Annotated in this window: 25 protein-coding genes; 22 read left to right on the top strand and 3 right to left on the bottom strand. The window is 43.4% G+C overall.

The window, feature by feature from the left end; translation table 11 throughout:
- The first annotated feature begins 2 nt into the window (after window positions 1-2).
- From ACKI5G_RS07410 to ACKI5G_RS07355, 12 genes are all read left to right on the top strand, one after another.
- A complete protein-coding gene (locus ACKI5G_RS07410; RefSeq protein WP_407399077.1) occupies window positions 3-1,100 on the top strand; it encodes an ATP-binding protein in 1,098 nt (365 codons plus the stop codon).
- A 110-nt stretch (window positions 1,101-1,210) separates the two neighbouring features.
- Complete coding sequence (locus tag ACKI5G_RS07405) at window positions 1,211-2,158, top strand: NAD(P)/FAD-dependent oxidoreductase (RefSeq protein ID WP_407399074.1); 948 nt, start codon at window positions 1,211-1,213, stop codon at window positions 2,156-2,158.
- 2 nt (window positions 2,159-2,160) lie between these two features.
- Window positions 2,161-2,391 carry a glutaredoxin family protein gene (locus ACKI5G_RS07400; RefSeq protein ID WP_407399099.1) on the top strand — a complete coding sequence of 77 codons (231 nt, stop codon included), beginning with the start codon at window positions 2,161-2,163 and terminating at the stop codon, window positions 2,389-2,391.
- A gap of 38 nt (window positions 2,392-2,429) precedes the next feature.
- Window positions 2,430-2,975 carry a glutathione peroxidase gene (locus ACKI5G_RS07395; protein WP_407399072.1) on the top strand — a complete coding sequence of 182 codons (546 nt, stop codon included), beginning with the start codon at window positions 2,430-2,432 and terminating at the stop codon, window positions 2,973-2,975.
- A gap of 248 nt (window positions 2,976-3,223) precedes the next feature.
- Entirely contained in the window at window positions 3,224-4,279 is a 1,056-nt protein-coding gene (locus ACKI5G_RS07390) for a rubredoxin (protein ID WP_407399070.1), read from the top strand.
- Between the two features lie 17 nt (window positions 4,280-4,296).
- Entirely contained in the window at window positions 4,297-4,644 is a 348-nt protein-coding gene (locus ACKI5G_RS07385) for a hypothetical protein (protein ID WP_407399068.1), read from the top strand.
- Between the two features lie 51 nt (window positions 4,645-4,695).
- Entirely contained in the window at window positions 4,696-5,208 is a 513-nt protein-coding gene (locus ACKI5G_RS07380) for a flavodoxin family protein (RefSeq protein ID WP_407399066.1), read from the top strand.
- A 174-nt stretch (window positions 5,209-5,382) separates the two neighbouring features.
- Window positions 5,383-5,568, top strand: coding sequence for a hypothetical protein (locus tag ACKI5G_RS07375; RefSeq protein WP_407399064.1), 186 nt, complete (start codon window positions 5,383-5,385; stop codon window positions 5,566-5,568).
- Window positions 5,558-5,836 carry a cation:dicarboxylate symporter family transporter gene (locus ACKI5G_RS07370; RefSeq protein ID WP_407399062.1) on the top strand — a complete coding sequence of 93 codons (279 nt, stop codon included), beginning with the start codon at window positions 5,558-5,560 and terminating at the stop codon, window positions 5,834-5,836. The genes ACKI5G_RS07375 and ACKI5G_RS07370 overlap by 11 nt, the downstream gene beginning before the upstream one ends.
- Window positions 5,837-5,896: 60 nt before the next feature.
- Complete coding sequence (locus tag ACKI5G_RS07365; RefSeq protein WP_407399060.1) at window positions 5,897-6,547, top strand: flavodoxin family protein; 651 nt, start codon at window positions 5,897-5,899, stop codon at window positions 6,545-6,547.
- Between the two features lie 18 nt (window positions 6,548-6,565).
- Window positions 6,566-7,525, top strand: coding sequence for an alpha/beta fold hydrolase (locus ACKI5G_RS07360; RefSeq protein WP_407399058.1), 960 nt, complete (start codon window positions 6,566-6,568; stop codon window positions 7,523-7,525).
- A 21-nt stretch (window positions 7,526-7,546) separates the two neighbouring features.
- Window positions 7,547-7,963, top strand: coding sequence for an ester cyclase (locus ACKI5G_RS07355; protein ID WP_407399056.1), 417 nt, complete (start codon window positions 7,547-7,549; stop codon window positions 7,961-7,963).
- 70 nt (window positions 7,964-8,033) lie between these two features.
- Here ACKI5G_RS07355 and ACKI5G_RS07350 read toward each other — a convergent pair whose 3' ends face one another.
- Window positions 8,034-8,921: a LysR family transcriptional regulator gene (locus ACKI5G_RS07350; RefSeq protein ID WP_407399054.1), complete on the bottom strand. Its 888-nt coding sequence runs from the start codon at window positions 8,919-8,921 to the stop codon at window positions 8,034-8,036.
- Window positions 8,922-9,096: 175 nt separating this feature from the next.
- On the opposite strand from ACKI5G_RS07350, the gene ACKI5G_RS07345 reads away from it, so the two are divergent.
- The 10 genes from ACKI5G_RS07345 (at window position 9,097) to ACKI5G_RS07300 (ending at window position 18,115) form a co-directional block, all read left to right on the top strand.
- Complete coding sequence (locus ACKI5G_RS07345) at window positions 9,097-9,525, top strand: nuclear transport factor 2 family protein (protein WP_407399052.1); 429 nt, start codon at window positions 9,097-9,099, stop codon at window positions 9,523-9,525.
- 15 nt (window positions 9,526-9,540) lie between these two features.
- Window positions 9,541-10,059, top strand: coding sequence for a flavodoxin (locus ACKI5G_RS07340; protein WP_407399050.1), 519 nt, complete (start codon window positions 9,541-9,543; stop codon window positions 10,057-10,059).
- Window positions 10,060-10,074: 15 nt separating this feature from the next.
- Window positions 10,075-10,902: an SDR family oxidoreductase gene (locus tag ACKI5G_RS07335; RefSeq protein WP_407399048.1), complete on the top strand. Its 828-nt coding sequence runs from the start codon at window positions 10,075-10,077 to the stop codon at window positions 10,900-10,902.
- Window positions 10,903-11,077: 175 nt separating this feature from the next.
- Window positions 11,078-12,112, top strand: a complete 1,035-nt coding sequence (locus tag ACKI5G_RS07330; RefSeq protein ID WP_407399046.1) for a DUF362 domain-containing protein — start codon at window positions 11,078-11,080, stop codon at window positions 12,110-12,112.
- Window positions 12,113-12,129: 17 nt separating this feature from the next.
- Complete coding sequence (locus ACKI5G_RS07325; protein ID WP_407399044.1) at window positions 12,130-13,254, top strand: MBL fold metallo-hydrolase; 1,125 nt, start codon at window positions 12,130-12,132, stop codon at window positions 13,252-13,254.
- 292 nt (window positions 13,255-13,546) lie between these two features.
- The gene (locus ACKI5G_RS07320) at window positions 13,547-14,500 is read left to right on the top strand and encodes a hypothetical protein (protein ID WP_407399042.1); all 954 of its coding nucleotides are present in this window, start codon (window positions 13,547-13,549) and stop codon (window positions 14,498-14,500) included.
- A gap of 158 nt (window positions 14,501-14,658) precedes the next feature.
- Entirely contained in the window at window positions 14,659-15,450 is a 792-nt protein-coding gene (locus tag ACKI5G_RS07315) for a nitroreductase family protein (protein WP_407399040.1), read from the top strand.
- A 433-nt stretch (window positions 15,451-15,883) separates the two neighbouring features.
- Window positions 15,884-16,678 (top strand): Rpn family recombination-promoting nuclease/putative transposase, encoded by a 795-nt coding sequence (locus tag ACKI5G_RS07310; protein WP_407399038.1) that lies wholly within the window; start codon window positions 15,884-15,886, stop codon window positions 16,676-16,678.
- A 162-nt stretch (window positions 16,679-16,840) separates the two neighbouring features.
- Window positions 16,841-17,533, top strand: coding sequence for a Crp/Fnr family transcriptional regulator (locus ACKI5G_RS07305; protein WP_407399036.1), 693 nt, complete (start codon window positions 16,841-16,843; stop codon window positions 17,531-17,533).
- A gap of 165 nt (window positions 17,534-17,698) precedes the next feature.
- Window positions 17,699-18,115 carry a DUF169 domain-containing protein gene (locus ACKI5G_RS07300; RefSeq protein WP_407399034.1) on the top strand — a complete coding sequence of 139 codons (417 nt, stop codon included), beginning with the start codon at window positions 17,699-17,701 and terminating at the stop codon, window positions 18,113-18,115.
- Between the two features lie 67 nt (window positions 18,116-18,182).
- Here ACKI5G_RS07300 and ACKI5G_RS07295 read toward each other — a convergent pair whose 3' ends face one another.
- Window positions 18,183-18,617 (bottom strand): Rrf2 family transcriptional regulator, encoded by a 435-nt coding sequence (locus ACKI5G_RS07295; RefSeq protein ID WP_407399033.1) that lies wholly within the window; start codon window positions 18,615-18,617, stop codon window positions 18,183-18,185.
- A gap of 157 nt (window positions 18,618-18,774) precedes the next feature.
- The gene (locus tag ACKI5G_RS07290) at window positions 18,775-19,047 is read right to left on the bottom strand and encodes a hypothetical protein (RefSeq protein ID WP_407399031.1); all 273 of its coding nucleotides are present in this window, start codon (window positions 19,045-19,047) and stop codon (window positions 18,775-18,777) included.
- Between the last annotated feature and the right edge of the window lie 178 nt (window positions 19,048-19,225).

Raw genomic sequence — 19,225 nt, 5'->3', positions numbered from 1 at the left:
CTATGAGTTTATGGCGGAAAAATGCAGAAAATGGAAAAATCATTTTGCCTCTTCGTCTTTATCACAGCTTGTCCACATTGCTGACCCTGGCTGTTTGTTGTGGGGTGTCCAGTATATTGGTTTATATTTTGGACGAAGTGGTAGGATTGGAACTGGATTTACCAGTAGCATTAATTACTTGTAGCCTGTTTACACTAATTTCCAGCGCATTACTATTGGCCTGGGAGGCCGGTTTTTACATTCGTCCGGCGCAGTCTGTGGTAGAGGCTACGGGGCGTATCGCCAAGGGGGATTTTGCTGTGCGTGTGCCCCAGCCAGAAAATCTGGTCAGTACGGAGGAAGGCGTGCAGCTGATTGAGAATTTCAATCGTATGGCCAAGGAGCTGCAAAGCATTGACCACATGCAAAAAGGCTTTACGGGTAGCGTTTCTCATGAATTTAAAACGCCGTTAGCCTCTATTGTAGGGTTTTCCGAAATTCTTTTAGAGAATGGCTTGTCAGAGGAGGAACGACGCGAGTATACATCTCTAGTGCATGAGGAGGCCTTGCGTCTGTCCAGATTGGCAGAAAATCTTCTGCGGCTATCCCGGCTGGATGCTCAGGCCATTGTCATGCATCATGAGGACATTGACGTAGATGAGCAGATAAGGCAGTGTGTAATTCTACTGGCTGAGCGTTGGGAAGACAAGGAGATTTCCTTTGCTATGGATTTGCCTGCCATGCATGTTAAAAGTGATTCGGATATGACTAAGCAGGTATGGTTAAACCTTATCGACAATGCAATTAAGTATTCGATAAAGGGAAGTACAATTCATGTTACGGGCGAGTCTACACCTAATTATGTATGTGTACGCATTCGGGATGAGGGTATTGGCATTCCTGAGGATAAGCAGGCCCATATCTTTGAACGGTTTTATCAATGCGATGAATCACATCAGGAAAAGGGGCATGGACTGGGCCTATCCATTGTTAAGCGTATTCTTGAGCTGTTGGGCGGTCAGATTGCTTGCCAAAGCCAGTCTGGCAAGGGGACAGAAATGATTGTGGCCTTGCCTTTGGACAGTAGCAGGAGCTGTGTGCTTCCAATATCAGCAAAATAAGATTGATTGTTTCCAAAAAAATTGTAAAAAATCGAATTAAGGTCACATAAGGGTCACAAAAGGTCATTACAATCATAAGCATAGTAAATCTGGAAGATAGAAAGGAGATAATGATGCCAACGGAAAAGAAGCGGATACAAAAGGATATCGTCATCATAGGAGCAGGCATGGCCGGTCTTACCGCTGCTCTTTATGCGGGCCGTATGAATCTGTCGGTACTGGTGCTGGAAAATGCGTTGGTGGGTGGTCAGATTGCCAATGCCACCGGAATTGAAAATTATCCCGGAATGCCCAATGTGGCGGGGAAGCATTTAATTGCCACGGTACAGCAGCAGGCGGAGAGATTTGGTGCTGTGATAGATGAGTTTGACCTAATTGAGAGGGTCAGTCTACAGGCAGAGCATAAAATCGTGGAAACTGAGTCATGTATTTACGAAGCCGGCAGCGTGATTATCGCCTCTGGCATGGAGCGGCGTAAATTACCTCTTCCCGAAGAGCGCAAATACGCTGGCAGGGGAGTGCATTATTGCGAGCTTTGTGATGGCCACTTATATCAGGACAAGGTAATTGCCGTTATGGGCGGTGGTAATGCCGCCGTAGATGCAGCCAATTTCCTGACCAAATATGCCAGAAAACTTTATCTGCTCCACCGCTCTCAGCTGCGTGCCGATGAATCAGCACAGGAAAAGCTGCGCAGCAATGCCAAGGTAGAAATTATGCTTGAAACCGATGTGGTGGCGTTAAAGGGCGACAAGCAGTTAGAAACCGTTGAGGTCTTGGATAAAGGGACCGGAGAAATGAAAGAATTGGCCATAGATGGCATTTTTGTCAATATCGGCGTTACCCCAAATACGGATATGTTCCAAGGGGATATAGAACTTGCGGAGGATGGGCGGATTGCTGCCGGCGAGGATTGTCGCACCAATATTCCAGGTGTGTTTGCCGCCGGTGATGTCCGATACAAGGAAGTACGGCAGCTTACCACCGCCGCCGCAGATGGTACGACAGCCGCTATTTTGGCGGAGAAATATTTAGCGCAAATCAGAAAGGAGAAATAATGATGGTTAAGGTATATTCAATCAATAATTGTCCTTGGTGTGACAAGGTAAAAAAATACTTACAGTCACGGCAGGTGGAATATGTGGAATGTAACATCGAAAACGATGAAGTCGCTCTGGCAGAATGCCAGGCACTGACCAATGACGAGGCCGTTCCTGTAATTACCGCAGATGGCAAAGAGTATGTATTGGGCTTTGATAAGGGCAAAATAGACGCCTTGTTGGGGCTTTGATAGAATGGTAGTTTATATATTAGAAAAGGAGAATAATAATGAGTGTTTATGATTTTTCAGCAAAAACAAACAGCGGTGAGGTAAAGTCCCTCAAGGATTATGCAGGCAAGGTGCTGATTATTGTCAATACAGCCAGCAAGTGCGGTTTCACGCCTCAGTATAAGGAATTGCAGGAGCTGTACGATAAGTATCAGGATAAGGGCCTTGAAATCCTCGGCTTCCCATGCAACCAGTTTGGTGAGCAGGAACCTGGCAGCAATAGCGAGGTACAGCAGTTCTGCCGCCGTAACTATGGTGTCAGCTTCCAGCTTTTTGAGAAGGGTGATGTCCGCGGTGAAACAGCTCAGCCTCTCTTTAAGTACTTAACAGCAGAAAAAGGCTTTAAGGGCTTTGACGAAAATCATGAATTATCTGCAGTGCTGCTGGATGCCCTCAAGAAAAATTTCCCAGAGTATTTGGAAGGCGATGGCATTAAGTGGAATTTTACCAAGTTCCTTATTGATCGAGAAGGCAATGTAGTGGATCGTTATGAACCAACTACCACCCCGTCCACCATGGCCGCAGCAATTGAAAAATTGTTGTAAGAAGAACAGCCAGTAATGTTTACCTTAGTATTGCTGGCTGCTTTACTGTACCATGGGAAGGATTTATTACTTTGCAGCTCGAATAGTTAGCGTAAAGATTGATGTGTGTAATGATTATACAGTGGTTCAAAGCTCAACCATTTGAATGAGTAATTTAATAAAAAGCGTAGCAGAGATTGAAGGCAGAGAGGAGATCAGGTTAAAAGCTTGAGATTTTACATTCAGAATTAATGGTGGTGTAGAAAAATATGAATCGTCGTGAGTTTATTAAGGCTGCAGGTATAGGTACAGCCTGTCTGCTAGCTGGGCAGTTTTCAATGTTTGCAGAAGGGAGAGCAAGACGCATGGAAATCAAGGCAGTAAAACTTTATGAGAATGGCTTCATGACACAGCCCTTTGCCATGGGCTTGGAGGATGGCGAGGACAAATTCGACAAGAATGTGAAGTATCGCAGCACCTTACAGAATTTCCTCATTGATACCGGTGATGAGGTGATTCTGGTGGATACTGGAATGCCATTGGAGCAGCCGGATATGGCGGTGGATTTGAATGCACCAATTTATTTAGGCAGGCGAATCGATGATTATGTGACTGCCCTGTCCAAGCTGGGATATAAAAAGGAGCAGGTTACTAAAATCCTCGTTACCCACAAGCATCCTGACCATACCGGTGAGCTTCGCAGCTTTCCGAATGCCCAGATATACATTGCCAGGATTGAAGCCGACGCCATGGAATTAAAGGGCGATAATGTGGTAAGGGTAGATTTCACCGATGGCGCTTATGAAAACTTCGATAAATGCCAAAAGATTGCCGATGGTGTTTATTATGTTTTTGCCCCAGGACATACTACGGGTAACAGCATTATTATAGTAGAGAATGATGGCCTCCACTATATCATTCATGGTGACGTGACCTATACGGATGAAGCCCTTTATTGTAATAAGCTGTCAGTTGCCACCGAGGACAAGGCAGCAGCACGGGATACCCTGAATAGGGTTCGTGCCTTTATTGAAAGCCACCAGACAGTATATTTGTCAACCCATACACCATTAGGGTATGAAAATCTGGATAATAAAAAAGTTGTTGATTTGGCCAATATGCCTACTTCTATCCCTCCAGAAATGAATTATGGGGAGCAGCAGGCTACTGGTAAATATGTGTGTTCAATATGTGGGGCCGTTTATGACCCTGCTGTAGGTGATCCGGACCATGGCATACCAGCTGGTACAGCCTTTGAGGATTTACCTGATGATTGGAAATGTCCTGTCTGCAAGCAGAACAAGGATAAATTTAATAAGGCGTAAGGAGAGTTTATAACGTTATGAATGATGAAGAATTAATTAAGGCGTTTCATGTAATGTGGAATGGTTTTCCCGAGGCAGTTATGGTAATTAAGAAGGATCGGGAAATTATTGCTGTGAACAAAAAAGCAGCAGAATTCGGTTTAAAGCCAGGGATTAAATGCTCATCTATCGGTAAGCCTGAACAGCATAAGGGCTGCTTGTGCAATAAGGCGGCTGACAGCAAGGAGACGGTGGCGATTACCTACGAGGGGGCCTTTGGCAAGGCCTATGGCTATTGGATTCCTATTGAGGAACGTCCAGAGTGGATTATTCACTTCGGTGTAGGCTCCGCATTTGCTTATGAGGAAAGTGGAATTAAACGGTAATCCCTAAAAACAGTGATGTGTGTAGTGGTGTATTATTTAGGAGGATTATAAATGAAAATTGCAATTTTTAATGGAAGTCCACGTAAAGTGAATACTGCAGCTATGGTACAGGCTTTCTGTGAAGGTGCTGAGGCAGCTGGTCATCAGGTAGAAGAATATCATGTTGGCAAGATGAAAATTGGTGGCTGTCTTGGCTGTGAGTATTGCCATACCAAGGGCGAGGGAGCTTGTATTCAAAAGGATGATTTTGAGAAGCTGCTGCCAGCCTACAAGGAAGCTGATATGATTGTGTTTGCTTCTCCTGTGTATTATTTCACCATGACAGCTCAGATGCAGGCAGCAATTCAGCGCGTATATTGCATTGGCAAGCCACAGAAGGCAAAGAAATGTGTCCTGATGCTTTCTTCTGGTTCTCCAGGTACTCACGATGGTTCCATTGCCCAGTTCAAGAGCTATATGGCTTATGCTAATATTGAAGTGGCTGGTATTATTACCGTTGCCGGCGAAGAAAATAAGTCCGAGGCTAAAATGAATGAAATCAGAGATTTTGCCAAGGGCTTGTAAAGTGAGAGTCATTCAGAGGGGGCTTTAGAGTCCTGCTGAATTTAATCTAAATCCCATTGATTGGTCCCGGACTGGTCAATGGTTTTTTTATTCAAGGATTTAGCAAAAAATAGTCGAAGATGTAGAGGAAAGGAAGTATTTACCAAAAAGGAAATCCTTAAAGGGGAGCTTTTATTGGAGGAAACCTTTTTTCGCCTGGTAAGTGCTTCTGCCGATGCGGAAAATTTTGAGGGCAGGCTTACCATCAGAAGGCGGTTTGGGGATATCAGCATCAGCCTTTCAGCCCGTGGGGAGGCCTTTAATCCATTGGTATCTATGGAGGAAGTTTCCGATGATGAGGAGGAAATGTATGTATATTGAGTTCCTTATATCCTTCTTCGTGGGGACTCTTTTATTGACCTTCACCTTCCCAAGTGTCACGGGATCTACGGTAATTGTTATGGCCTCTATTTTTGGAATGGCTGGTGTACCGGCATCCGTGGTAATACTTTTCATTGTTATTGATCCTATTATGGATTGTATTATGACTGCCGGCAACGTGGCTGGTGATATTTCCTCAGCCTTTGTTGTGGCCCGCTTGAATGATAAGGTGGATAAAGAAATATATGCTAAAATGCATAGCAGGTAATTTTTAGTTGGTGTCGAAGAGGATACCTAGGTATTTGTGTATGAAAATAGGAGGGCTTGAATGATGAAAAAAGTAATTGCCATTAATGGTAGTCCACGGCGTAATGGTAACACGGCAGAGCTATTGCACCAGGCCTTAAAAGGAGCGCAGGAAGCTGGTGCGGAAACCGAGCTGATCAATCTTTATAGTCTGAACTTCAAAGGCTGTATCAGCTGCTTCTATTGCAAACGCAAGGACAAGGAGCATGGTACCTGCGCAATGAAGGATGATTTAACGCCGATTATCGAACGCATTAAGGAAGCAGATGCTTTGATTATGGGCGTACCCGTTTATTTTATGAATCTTTCTTCTGGAATGAGTGCATTTATCGAGAGGCTGCTGTTTTCCAATTACATTTACAGCAATGAAATCCCAACCGTTTTTCCAAAGTCGTTACCAAATGCGTTTATTTACACCATGAATATGACCGAGGAACATGTTAAACAGTTTGGTATGCGGGAAAAATTTGCTGTTCATGAAGGTTTTGCCAGCAAAATCCTGCAAGCGGAAACCAAGACGCTATATGCGTATAATACAACACAGTTTAGCGACTATGCCAAATATGAGTCCTCGATATTCGACCCGCAGGCTAAAGCTGCTTATCGTGAGGAGATGTTCCCTAAGCAATGTGCGGCGGCTTATGAATTGGGCAAGACCTTGGTAGCTGATTAAGATGGAGAGCTCCTTACTGTGATACATTTCTTGGATGTACTGATGAACTGGAAAAAAATCACCACAGGACTTGCCACTATGATGTTGGGGACGGCCCTGACCTTTGGCACAATAATTGAAGCTGCGGCAGCACCTTTGCATTATTTTATGCAGCAGCCGGGAAATTATGAAAGCAATACGCCTTATGGCAACAATGAAAAAGCCGGTCATTATGTACAGGCCGGCGATGCAAAGATTTATTATGAAGTTTATGGCGAGGGCAAGCCTGTTTTTGTCTTTCATGGTGGTGGCGTAGGCACTCCTTATGAAATGGGGCAGCTTATCGATAAGCTGCGTCAAAACTGCCAGGTAATAGCCGTGTCTACCCGTGGTCATGGTCGTTCAGAAATTGGTCACTCTCCGCTGACCTATGAGCAAAAGGCTGAGGATATGCTGGCGGTGATGAAAGCCGTTACGGATAAACCTGCAATACTGTTGGGCTTTAGCGATGGTGCCTACACGGCTTATAAAGTGGCATCCATGTACCCTGAGCGGGTGGACAGGGTTGTTGCCATTGGTGTCGGTACCCTGAAAAAAGGCTTTTTCGGTGGGGAAATGAAGGTGGAGGATTTAGCCAAAATTGATGGACAGTTTATTGAGCAGCAGAAAAACATCATGCCGGAACCGGAACGTTATCAGGAATTTTGTACCAGCTATATGAATTTCTGGAGCAACATGGAAGTGGGGGAAGATTTCCTCAAGACCATTCAGTGTCCGGTATTGCTGATTGCGGGAGATGAAGATGACCATGCCCCTATGGTCACGATGGTGGAGGCCGAGCAGTATATCCCGAATGCCAGCCTCTGCATTGTCCCTAAAGCATGGCATTCTGCCTTTATCGATAATTTCCCCGTAACCTGGACGGCTATGGAAGGTTTTTTGCAGGCTGACCGGTCTATGCTGACGGGGAGTAAGAAAGTAGCATATAACATACGATGATTGAAAAGGAAGTTATTGACCATGAATAACAGCGAGGAAAAACAATTACTGGTTGAGTTTGAAACGATGATTAATACAGCGAATGAAGCTTTGGCAAAAAAGCTGATTGCTGCAGATGCCATATTTTATGCACCGACCCAGCCAGAGCCACTGACGGGGCCAAAGGGTTATTTGGCGATTGTGCACATGATGCGGTCAGCATTTTCCGATGTACAATGGCACTTGGTGGACTGTGTGACAGAGCCTGGGAAAATAGCCGTGTGCTGGACTTGTACAGGAACACATGACGGTGATTTTATGGGTCATGCGGCTACTGGAAAAAAGTTTAAGGTTCGTTGCATGAACTTTTACCAAATAAAAAACAGCCAGTTCGTTTCGGATACTGGCTGTCCGGATATTTTTGGGATTCTTATGCAGACAGGGCTAATGCCTGCTTGAGATTCTGTGTTATCCTTCCTTGGCATGGCAACATAGACTTTGCAAGCTCCAAATATCTGAAAGCCGTAATTCAGACCTTAAAATTCGGCTGGTCGAGGTAGAAGTGCTGCAATAGCTTTATGAAGGCACGGAGGGATTCTCGTTGATCATTTTTATGGGTATAAACACCGCAGGGAATGATTACCTCGCTATCAAAATTCAGCCAGGCAAATTCATCATTATGGTCGTTAAGAAAGCCAGGCGCCAGACATACACCGCGATGAGCTGCTACGTTGGTTAGGGTGGTATCATGGTCGGGACTGTTGAAGTAATCCACATGAATTTCCTGAATCATACGCTGCTGCAGAGCACGTAACACAGGCGGCGAGCCACCGCCTACCATAAGGGTACGACCTTTTAAGTCGCTGGGTAAAACCAGCGACTTTTTTGTTAATGGATCATTTTTCTCTGTAATAAGATATATTTTGCTATTAAACAGATGGTGGCAAATAACGTCTGGTACCCGTTTCATGGTGTATTCCATGGCAAAGGTCACGTCATGTTCTCCCTTCAGAAAAGCATTTTGCCCATCCTTCCAGTCAAAGTTAGCAACTATAGAGACTTCAGGATAGCTGCGGCTGAATTGGGAGATGACTTGGGGAAGGAAATAGATGGCGGAGCGTATGGGCAAGGTTATGCTAATACTTTCCTTGTATTTGGCACTAAAATTTTGTCCCTGTTCAATGGCGGCAGTCAGTTGATTGTATATAGAGCGCAGTGTTCCCACGAATTGGGCCCCCGCAGGGGTGAGAGCAGCTCCTTTTCCAGATCGTTCAAAGATATCAAAGCCAATTTCCTTTTCTGCCAGCTTTATTTGATAAGTGAGTGTGGGCTGAGAAATAAAGAGGTTTTCGGCTGCACGGTTGAAATTCAGCACCTGCGCCAGTTCCAATATATATTCCATCTGTTTGGTGTTCATAGGTGAGGCCTCCTTTGTTTCTATTTGCAGTATAGCGGTTGACGTGGTAAAAAACAATGATTTCAATAAAAAAATTAAATCAATAATCTAAATTTACAATTAGATATTCCAATAAGAGGCGGCTATAATAAAATCAACAAAAGTAAATACAGATGTGATGAAAGGGGAATATTAAATGTCATTGGAGATTTTAGAAGCAAAAGAAGCGATTCGTGAGGTTATTGATGGTTTTGCCAATCTGGAGTGCAATGTGCCAGCCCAGATGGAGTATTTTACCGAGGACGTTCATGTTATGGTCTATATGGGTGATAAGCTCACCATGGATATTCATGGGCGGGATACACTGGAAAAACAGTTCAGCGCCTTTACCGGGGGCATTAAGGCCTCACACCATCAAAACGGCCAGCAGGTAATTGAAGTGGAAGGCGATAGGGCCACGGATGTGCATTACTGCCGGGCAGCCCTGGTGATGGAGGAAAACGGACATGATGTGGTGTCGGACAACTACATCCGCTATACGGATAAGCTGGTGAAACAGGATGGCAAGTGGCTCATTAAGGAACGTGAGCAGCATTTTGTGATTACCAAGAAGCAGAATGTGTAATGGGGGGCGTTTGTTATGGTAAAGACATTGGTAATCTATTATTCCCGTAAGGGGCAGAACTATGTAAATGGCAGTATTGTGGATTTGCCAAAGGGCAATACGGAAATATGTGCAGAATATATACAAAAAGCCGTAGGTGCGGACATTTTTGAGATAGAGACGCAAAAAGCCTATTCTACGGATTATACCCAGTGTACAGTTGAAGCAAAGGAAGAATTGAAAAACAACGCCCGTCCGAAACTAATTAAAATGCTGGACTCAGTAGCCGAATATGACAATATTGTAGTGGCTGGCCCTTGCTGGTGGGGGACCTATCCTTGTGCGGTTTTTACCCAGTTGGAGGCGTTGGATTTTAACGGTAAAAAAGTGTTTCCATTGATGACCCATGAGGGCAGTGGCATTGCCGGGGCTCCTGCCGCTTTGAAAAAGTTTTGTCGGGGAGCTGTGGTTGGTGAAGGCTTGGCTATACAGGGGGGAGCCGCTACAGGCTCTGAAGCAAAAGTGACTGCCTGGGCAAAGAAAAATCTGGAATAAAAGAGGATAAATAAAATGAGTAAAGATGTTATGATTGTCACCGGTGCAGGGCAGATTTCCATGGCTATTGCCCGCCGCATGGGTTATGGCAAGAAAATTATTCTCGGGGATAAAAACGAAAACAATGCGCAGGCAGTTTCTAAAATTATGAATCAGTCAGGCTTTGATGTGGAGCCATTTGTGATGGATATGTCTTCACGGACTTCTATTCAGTCTATGGTGCAAAAAGCAACGGAATATGGCGAAGTAAAAGCATTGGTCTGTGGTGCCGGTGTTTCGCCATCACAGGCACCGATTGAAGTGATCTTGCAGGTTGACCTTTATGGAACGGCAGTATTGATGGAAGAAGTGGGCAAGGTTATCGCTAAGGGCGGCACGGGGATAATTATATCCAGTCAGTCCGGGCATCGTATGCCAGCACTCACGCCTGAACAGGACAGGGCACTGGCGATGACCCCGACAGAAGACCTGTTAAAGTTGGATTTTTTGCAGCCGGAAAAGATAAAGGATACCTTGCATGCCTATCAGTTGGCCAAACGCTGTAATGAAAAGCGCACGATGTATGAAGCTGTCCGCTGGGGCGAACGTGGAGCACGAATCAATGATATTGCGCCTGGAATCATTGTTACGCCTTTGGCCATAGATGAATTCAATGGTCCTCGTGGTGATTTTTACAAGAATATGTTTGCCAAATGCCCGGCAGGCCGTCCAGGTACTGCTGATGAAGTAGCTGATGTTGCGGAGCTTTTGATGAGTGAACGGGCGCAGTTTATTACTGGTTCAACATTTTTAGTAGACGGTGGTGCTACAGCATCTTATTACTATGGACCATCGTATACATAAGTATGACTCCTTTTCTTCTTGACCGGTAGTGACTACCGTCTGATATACTTTAGAAAATCAAATTCGAGGAAGATGAAATTCCAAGCGCGAGTGAGGTGTAGCAATAGATTTTTGTTTATGATATTCTTTTGCATAGGAAGAAGTATAGAATTTACGGCTTAGGAGGGATAATGCTATGTCGAATATGTCACGCCGTAATTTTGTGAAAATGGCCAGTGCGGCCATTGCCGGAGTTAGTCTTACTGGGTTATCGGGATTTGTAAGTGGTTGTGGTGCAAAGGCCGCGGATAGTAAATCTTCTGCAACTTCTGCAACAAATGCCAATAAAGCGTCTGTACAGGCGTCAGATAAGGCAAAGGTATATTTTACCAAGCATATAGATGCAGAGCACCTTCAGAAGCTGTACGAGAAGGTTAATAGTGAAATAAGTGGCAAAATAGCAATCAAGCTCCATACTGGTGAGCCCCATGGTCCCAATATTTTGCCACGGGATATGGTACAAGCCTTCCAGAGTCAGATACCAAACAGTACCATTATTGAAGCAAATGTGGCCTATGGGGGGCCACGTTCTACCACGCAGCAGCATCGGGAAACCTTGCAGACCAATGGCTGGACCTTCTGCCCGGTGGATATTATAGATGAAGACGGTGATGTGAATTTCCCTGTCAAGAACGGCTTGCATCTTAAAGAGGTGGCTGTGGGAGGCCATTTGGCAAATTATGATTCACTGGTGGTGCTTACCCATTTCAAAGGCCATGCCATGGGCGGCTTTGGCGGTTCATTGAAAAATATCGCCATTGGCTGTGCTTCAGGTAAAAAGGGAAAGCTACAGGTTCATGGTGTACAGGATTACGGGAAATGGGTAATGGGCGGTCTCTTTATGGAGCTTATGGCGGATAGTGGCAAGGCTATTTGTGACCATTTTGGCAAAAATATCACTTTCTTAAATGTGATGAGACGTATGTCGGTGGATTGTGATTGCGCTGGGACCAGTGCGGCGGAGCCTGTTATCCCAGATATCGCCATATTGGCCTCAACGGATATTTTGGCTATTGACCAGGCCTCTATTGACCTGGTATATAATTTTAAGGATTCCCGTAAAAATGACCTCATCGAACGCATTGAAAGCCGGGAAGGCTTACGACAGTTATCAGCTATGAAGGAGCTGAGGATGGGCAATGACCAGTATGAATTAATTGAGGTAGAGTAAGTATATGGTGAACGCGCATGAATAGACGAAACTTTATTATTGGCGGACTGGCGACGGTAGGAATGCTTTCTCTTGGGGGATTAAGCTTTGTTCATCGGCCGGAATTTGGACGGCTGCCACAGGAGGAGCGATTAGCCCGCATTCAGGCTTCACCTCACTATGTCAATGGTCAGTTCCAAAATCTGGTGCCAGTACAGGTGATGAATGAGGATAGCGGGGAAAATCGGTTTGTGGCCACCGCCAAGTTTCTCTTTGGGGACAAGTCAGCACTGTCACCTCAGGAGCCTATGGTGTCCCATAAAACAGATTTAAAAGCTCTGGACATAAATCGGGATTTGGTGGTGTGGATGGGTCATTCCACATTTTATATGCAATTAGGTGGGCGGCGAATTTTAATAGACCCGGTGTTCAGCCCCTATGCTTCACCAGTATTTTTTATAAATAAAGCCTTTACTGGCAGTAATGTCTATAATGCCGATGATATTCCGGATATTGATGTGTTGGCCATTTCCCATGACCATTGGGACCATCTGGATTATCCCACAGTTATGTCTTTGAAAAGCAAGATAAAGAATATCGTTTGTCCCCTTGGTGTAGGCGAATATTTCGAACAGTGGGGCTTTGATCCACAAATTCTCCATGAAGAAGACTGGGATGCGGAAATTAAACTAGCAGAGGGCTTTTCTGTTCATGTGTTACCATCTCAGCACTTTTCGGGGCGGTTTCTTACGCCAAATCCTACCCTGTGGTGTGGCTTTGCCTTTGTAACGCCGATTCACAAGGTTTATTACAGTGGTGATGGGGGCTATGGGGCTTATTTTAAGGCCATTGGTGACCAGTTCGGTGGATTTGATCTGATGCTTGGCGAAAATGGCCAGTATAATATGGCTTGGCACGCTATTCACATGCTGCCAGAGGAAACCGCTAAAGCGGCGGTGGATGTGGGAGCAAAAGCATTGCTGCCTGCTCATGGCGGAAAGTTTGCTTTGGCCCGCCATCCGTGGCAGGAGCCATATATTGAATTAAGCCGCTACAGCCAAGGGCAGAGCTATAAGCTGCTTACTCCTATGATTGGTGAGGTCCTCTATATAGGTGATGAACCACCACAGCAATTTGGGCAATGGTGGGAAAATATGAAATAACAACTGTTCAAGGTAGATCGCATGATGTGTACCTGGAATGTGCTGAGGTGTTTGAATTATTGCTGGATGAAGGCATAATTGGGGATCTGATTTATTTTGTTTTCCGACACACCTTGCGATGTATTGAAAGGGCTGCTTCGGCAGTCCTTTTTATTGTGCCGTGATTTATTATCATAATATTTTACCGTATAAAATAACATATTATTTTATTTCCGCATAGAAATATTATGTAAAATGTGATAATATATTAATATATTTAGCATGATATAATATTTAATTGAGGAGAATTGGCATGGGTAGTGCGGATAGACGGCGGAAAATGCTATATGATGAGGCCTGTAAGGAGGTTTTATCAGAGAAGGGGATTATAGGCCATATCTTAAAGACTTGTGTACGAGAATATGAAAATATATCTGTTAAGGATATAGTTAATAAGTATATTCAAGGTACTCCGGAAGTAGAAAAGACTCTTGTTCAGCCTGATGGCGCTATTTATCGCATAGAAAGTCAGCATACAGAAGATGCAACCGAAGTAGAAAATGCAGTATTTTTTGATGTGAGATTCACTGCATTGGTACCTGATACAGAAGATCTCATTGAACTTATAATTAACATTGAGGCACAGAACGACTTTTATCCCGGTTATCCTCTTTTGAAACGTGGAATATATTATTGCAGCAGGATGATTTCCAGTCAATATGGAACGGTATTCACCAAATCCCACTATGAGAAAATCAAGAAGGTATATTCAATTTGGGTTTGTACGAATGCCAGTAAAGAATGGGAATATAATATTGCCAGGTATGGTATAATAGAAGAAAATATAATTGGTAACGCGAAAGCAAAAACTTCTCACTATGATTTGTTGTCAGTGGTGATGATTTGCCTTGGGCAAAAACAGTATACCGAGCTGGGAGGACTTTTGCGACTATTAAATCTTGTACTAGTTGATAATGACCTTAATCAGCAGGAAAAGAAAAACAAACTGGCAGAGGAATTTTCCATAAAAATGACACCGAGGCTTGAAAGGGGTGTACAGGAAATGTGTAATTTGAGCGAAGGCGTGGAAAGACGTGGAATAGAAAAGGGAATAGCACTTGGTTTAGCCAAGGGTAGGGAACAGATGGCGAATGAGACTGTTATTGAACTACTTAAGGAAAAAATATCTATAGAGATGATTGCCCGTGCTACTAAGCTCACCGTTGAACAGGTAAAGGAAATTGGCAAGAAAAATGCTCTAATTTAATATTTCGTTTTTTATGACTCCCAGCTATGGCTGGGAGTTTTAGGTTGATATAATATTGGCAGCTCAAAAAAGTCACATTGAGGTCATATTGATGTGTTATTTTTAATATGCAGGCTTGGACCTGAGCATAAAAAACACATACCCAGGGAGGAAAATACATGAATATAATGGAATTTGTCAAAAAGAGAAGAAGCGTTCGCACTTTTGATGGGAAAGGCATTTCGGCCTCAGATTACCAAAAATTATGTGACTATGTGAAGAATATCGAAAACCCATACGGAATCCCAGTTGAATTCCTGCTGGTTGACGCCAAAGAACAGGGATTATTCAGCCCGGTTATCGATGGTGAGCAGTATTATATTATTGGCAAGGTGCCAATGGTTTTGCATAGTGAAGAGGCATTCGGCTATTCCTTTGAAAAAATGGTGCTCTATGCGCAGTCGCTAGGCTTGGGTACAACCTGGATGGCTGGGACTTTGGATCGTCAGATTTTTGAAAAGGCCGCAGCTTTGCATGATGACGAAATCATGTATTGTGTCAGTCCGGTGGGGTATGCTGCCACTGATATGTCGGCAAAAGAACAGAAAATGCGGACGGCCATTCATGCCGATGAGCGAAAAGCGGAGGCGGAACTCTTTTTTGCTAACAGCTTTGAGACGCCGCTTGTTGAAACCGATGAAAAAATCAAAGAGGCCTTAGAAGCAGTACGATTGGGACCATCTGCGGTCAATTATCAGCCGTGGCGCATCGTAAAAGTGGACAATGCGTTCCACTTCTATGAAGCACATACGAAATCCTTGCAGGAAAGAGCGTCTTGGGATGTACAGAAAATTGATATGGGTATTGCCCTCTGCCATTTTATGAGCGTAGCCGGTGGAAACTGCAGTCTGGCAGAGCCTGATATTGTCTGTCCTGAAGGGACAGAGTATATCGCTACTGTTACGGTGTGATGCCAAGATTTAGCTCATAAACAGGAAAAAGCCTTTTTCACAAGGGATTATCTTTGTGAGAAAGGCTTTTTTTGTATGGGATCATGTATAGATGAAATTTTATTATTGGCGGGCTGGCAACGGTGGGAATGTTTTCCCTGGGTGGTTAACTTGTTAAACATCTAAACTGGCAACATCAGCATTTATAAAATAACATAATTTATTATTTTTATATAGAAATATAAGAAATATTGTGTTAATATACTAATATAATTAATAAACAATAGAAGATGATATATAATATAAAACCGGCATTACTATCAGGAATGATGGACGGCAGTTAATCTTTTAGCTTTTGTGGTGATATATATTGCATAGTTTGTTATTTATACGAACCTATTTTTGATAAACGATTACAGTTATGGTAAAATTTGTCTACTAGGAGTTTATTTTAATGAGCAACAAATCCAAGATCCGCGAGGATGCAATGAGCCTTAATCCAATTGACGATGCACTGTTTCAAAAGATGGCAGAGGATATAAGTTTTTGCCAGGAAATATTGCAGGTAATTTTAAGTGATAAAGAGCTGAGGGTATTGGATAATTTACCTCAATTTGTGGCAAAAAATCTTCAGGGGCGGTCTTGTACATTGGATGTAAAATGTTTATTAGGTGATGGGCGCATTGTGAATATCGAGGTCCAAAAAGCTGATGATGATGACCATCAACGACGTGTACGCTATAATGGAGCATTACTTACCACCAATGTTACTGATCCGGGTGATAGGTTTAAGGATGTACCTGACGTAATTGTTGTATTCATATCAAGATTTGATGTTTTCAAATCTGGCAAAGCGTTGTATCATGTAGATAGAATAGTCAGAGAAACTGGTAGCTTGGCAGATAACGGTTTTGCTGAGATTTATGTCAATGCTGAAGTGGATGATGGCTCAGATGTTGCACTACTGATGGATGTTTTTACTGAGGATAATATTTATGATGATAGCCGTTTCCCGGCAACATCAGGTCGTAAACGTAGGTTTAAGACTACGGAGGAAGGAGTGAGCGAGATGTGTGAGGTAATTGAGAGATATAAGGCTGAAGGTATAGCTGAAGGTGTGGCTAAAGGAAAGGCTGAAGTAGCCCTTGAAATGCTCAAAGAAAAAATGTCGGTTGACATGGTTGCCCGTTTCACTATGCTCACAGTTGAACAGGTAAAAGAGATTGGCAAGAAAAACGCACTAATTTAAGATTTTTGTTTTCCATGTCTCCCAGCTGCGGCTGGGAGTTTTAGGTTTGTATAATATATGTTAAATAAGTTATACTAAAGTATATTGTTTATTTATGCTTAAAAAATCGTTTTATTTGTTGGAAGATTTCGTGACGAAGCTCATCATTGAGGATTACGTGGTATGAATACTGTACAAGAAATAGAAAAACATTTGCCTATATTAAGTAACAGTGCATTTTTTAGAGGTATGGATAATGCAGATATTCAGTCTGTATTAGGCTGCATTGGTGCATATACAGTGCAGGCTCCTAAGGGGAAGTATATTTTCCGGGCAGGGGACAGCACTGAAGTCATGGGGCTGGTTTTGTCCGGTTCGGTATTCATTATTCAGGAGGATGTATGGGGGCACAGAAATATTATGGCCAAATGTCATCCAGGGGAGTTTTTCGGGGAAATTTATGCCGCTACTCCTGGCGCAGTGCTTAATATCAGCGTTGTGGCAGAGACGGATTCCCTCATAATGATGATGAACGTCAAAAGACTAATGGCCAGCTGTTCCTCGGCCTGTGAGCACCATCAACGGCTTATTCGAAACTTGGTTAGTGTTTTAGCCAATAAGGTTATGGCTTTTAATGAGAAGATTACTCATATAAGCAAACGGTCAACCCGGGAAAAAATACTTTCCTATCTTTCTCGGGAAGCCCAGCGGAAGGGCAGTCTTAGCTTTGATATACCCTTTAATCGGCAGGAGCTGGCTGACTATCTCTGTGTGGAGCGTGCTGCCATGACGGTGGAAATCTCCAAGCTGCAAAGGGAAGGGATTTTAAAAACCAACCGAAAGCACTTTGAGTTAGCGATTAAGGACATTACCTAAAAAAAGCGATCCTTTGATAGAAGTTATCAAAGAATCGCCTTTTTTTTATGGGTAGTATACTTATATGAAGTAACGCTCTGAATTTGCAGGATAACGGCCCTAGGTGACGAATATATGTGGTAGCTGGACAAGGCATAGAAATGTGTGTATGAGGAGGGATTTCCTATGAAAAGTAAGATTGCCGAAGCAATTAAGCTGAAAAATCAACCTGTGGCAGTTATTCTCACTGACCAAAAGCCAGATGGAGCTTTAATGTTTAAGGAGGGCCGATGGGGCTGTGTGGTGGCCCTGATTAATGCCGCTTCCAAAGGAAAGACAGTAGCCCTGAGCAATGCAACGGTTGTGTGTCAGGGAGGACACGCTGGCTGCGGCCAGTCCATAGGCAATGTGCTGGCTGCTTCGGAGCGTGGCAGCAGGGAGTGCTTTATCGGCATGACAGATCCGTCAGCCAGAAAGGTATTGCCGGCGGATATTATGTCCTTCAGTATTCCGTTTAAGCGTTTTTTGGAAATGGAGGAAAATGCCGATAAAAGCTTCTTCCACACTGGTACCTGGCAAACCATCTGCCAACGGCTGGATTGAATAGAATAAAATCAAATGTAATAACGTGGGAAAATATGAGATGAAATAACCCGCCAGTGGAAAAAATCTACTGTCTGCTTTCTTCAGCAGTATTTATATCGTTCAGTAAATCAGCCAATGTAATCTTGGCAAAATCATCCAGCATGTGATTTTTGACTACGGATAATTTATTGCCCAGCACCTGCTGTATATTTCTTCCTACAGGGCATTGAGGATTAGGATTCTCCTGAATATGAAATAAGTCTTCATCTTCTTCCACTGCATTAAATATTTCCTGTAGTGTAATTTCACGGGGTTCTTTTACAAGCTTTGCCCCGCCTACACCAGCAGCGACTTCAACCAGTCCGGCAGCCTTTAGCTGTCCCAGGGTTTTGCGGATAATAACCGGATTAATATTTACGCTGGAAGCCAGAAAGGTGGAGGTGGTTTTAAAGACACCATCAAATTTGGCAATACACAGCAATATTTGTACTGCTACCGGCATGCGAAATGAAAACTGCATATCAATTCTCCTAATAATAAAAGACTCATTGTAAATCATGTTATTACAATGAGTCTTTATTGTCAATTGAGCTTATTTTTCAATGGCAGCGTCATCAGCGGTATATTCCTCCAAGGAATTCTCCCTAACCTGAATGCAAACATAGCTGATACCTTCATCAGCAGCCGCAAAGAGCTGACGGCGGGCAGGGGGGGGAGATACGGAGCCAGTCACCGATTGTCAGTTCAACAGCTTCACCATCTATTACAGCCTTACCCTTGCCGTTGGTGATAAAGTAGATTTCTTCGTTCTTTTTGTGATAGTGAACAAATGGAACGCTGGCTCCAGCTGGAAGATTATTTACGCTGATTTCAGCACCGGTAAGTTGTAAGGTATCATGTAATTCGGTTCTTGCACCATTTGTTGCATTAATTTTGTTGAAATTTTTCATTTTGGTTTCCTCCTAAAATTCTTTTAATGTTGTAACTAACTTGATTACAATGAGATAATAACACTGCATTGATGTAATGTCAATAGTTACAACGAAAATTAAAAATAATTTTACAAGTGAAGATGCTTTGGAGTGGTTGGTTAACGCTTCAGTGGCGTATGCAGCAATCGTTGGAAAA

The organism is Anaerovibrio sp., from assembly GCF_045637405.1.
Classification (GTDB): Bacteria; Bacillota; Negativicutes; order Selenomonadales; family Selenomonadaceae; genus Anaerovibrio.
Note: the sequence above shows the minus strand (reverse complement) of the source record. Positions and strands in the feature narration are given on the sequence as shown.

Coding starts and splice junctions, on each gene's coding strand:
- ACKI5G_RS07350 (WP_407399054.1), bottom strand. CDS start 8,921: ATGAACACCAAACAGATGGAATATATATTGGAACTGGCGCAGGTGCTG.
- ACKI5G_RS07330 (WP_407399046.1), top strand. CDS start 11,078: ATGTCGAATATGTCACGCCGTAATTTTGTGAAAATGGCCAGTGCGGCC.
- ACKI5G_RS07395 (WP_407399072.1), top strand. CDS start 2,430: ATGAGTGTTTATGATTTTTCAGCAAAAACAAACAGCGGTGAGGTAAAG.
- ACKI5G_RS07405 (WP_407399074.1), top strand. CDS start 1,211: ATGATGCCAACGGAAAAGAAGCGGATACAAAAGGATATCGTCATCATA.
- ACKI5G_RS07320 (WP_407399042.1), top strand. CDS start 13,547: ATGGGTAGTGCGGATAGACGGCGGAAAATGCTATATGATGAGGCCTGT.
- ACKI5G_RS07325 (WP_407399044.1), top strand. CDS start 12,130: ATGAATAGACGAAACTTTATTATTGGCGGACTGGCGACGGTAGGAATG.
- ACKI5G_RS07315 (WP_407399040.1), top strand. CDS start 14,659: ATGAATATAATGGAATTTGTCAAAAAGAGAAGAAGCGTTCGCACTTTT.
- ACKI5G_RS07380 (WP_407399066.1), top strand. CDS start 4,696: ATGAAAATTGCAATTTTTAATGGAAGTCCACGTAAAGTGAATACTGCA.
- ACKI5G_RS07410 (WP_407399077.1), top strand. CDS start 3: ATGAGTTTATGGCGGAAAAATGCAGAAAATGGAAAAATCATTTTGCCT.
- ACKI5G_RS07355 (WP_407399056.1), top strand. CDS start 7,547: ATGAATAACAGCGAGGAAAAACAATTACTGGTTGAGTTTGAAACGATG.
- ACKI5G_RS07385 (WP_407399068.1), top strand. CDS start 4,297: ATGAATGATGAAGAATTAATTAAGGCGTTTCATGTAATGTGGAATGGT.
- ACKI5G_RS07310 (WP_407399038.1), top strand. CDS start 15,884: ATGAGCAACAAATCCAAGATCCGCGAGGATGCAATGAGCCTTAATCCA.
- ACKI5G_RS07390 (WP_407399070.1), top strand. CDS start 3,224: ATGAATCGTCGTGAGTTTATTAAGGCTGCAGGTATAGGTACAGCCTGT.
- ACKI5G_RS07335 (WP_407399048.1), top strand. CDS start 10,075: ATGAGTAAAGATGTTATGATTGTCACCGGTGCAGGGCAGATTTCCATG.
- ACKI5G_RS07290 (WP_407399031.1), bottom strand. CDS start 19,047: ATGAAAAATTTCAACAAAATTAATGCAACAAATGGTGCAAGAACCGAA.
- ACKI5G_RS07295 (WP_407399033.1), bottom strand. CDS start 18,617: ATGCAGTTTTCATTTCGCATGCCGGTAGCAGTACAAATATTGCTGTGT.
- ACKI5G_RS07400 (WP_407399099.1), top strand. CDS start 2,161: ATGGTTAAGGTATATTCAATCAATAATTGTCCTTGGTGTGACAAGGTA.
- ACKI5G_RS07340 (WP_407399050.1), top strand. CDS start 9,541: ATGGTAAAGACATTGGTAATCTATTATTCCCGTAAGGGGCAGAACTAT.
- ACKI5G_RS07370 (WP_407399062.1), top strand. CDS start 5,558: ATGTATATTGAGTTCCTTATATCCTTCTTCGTGGGGACTCTTTTATTG.
- ACKI5G_RS07305 (WP_407399036.1), top strand. CDS start 16,841: ATGAATACTGTACAAGAAATAGAAAAACATTTGCCTATATTAAGTAAC.
- ACKI5G_RS07365 (WP_407399060.1), top strand. CDS start 5,897: ATGATGAAAAAAGTAATTGCCATTAATGGTAGTCCACGGCGTAATGGT.
- ACKI5G_RS07345 (WP_407399052.1), top strand. CDS start 9,097: ATGTCATTGGAGATTTTAGAAGCAAAAGAAGCGATTCGTGAGGTTATT.
- ACKI5G_RS07300 (WP_407399034.1), top strand. CDS start 17,699: ATGAAAAGTAAGATTGCCGAAGCAATTAAGCTGAAAAATCAACCTGTG.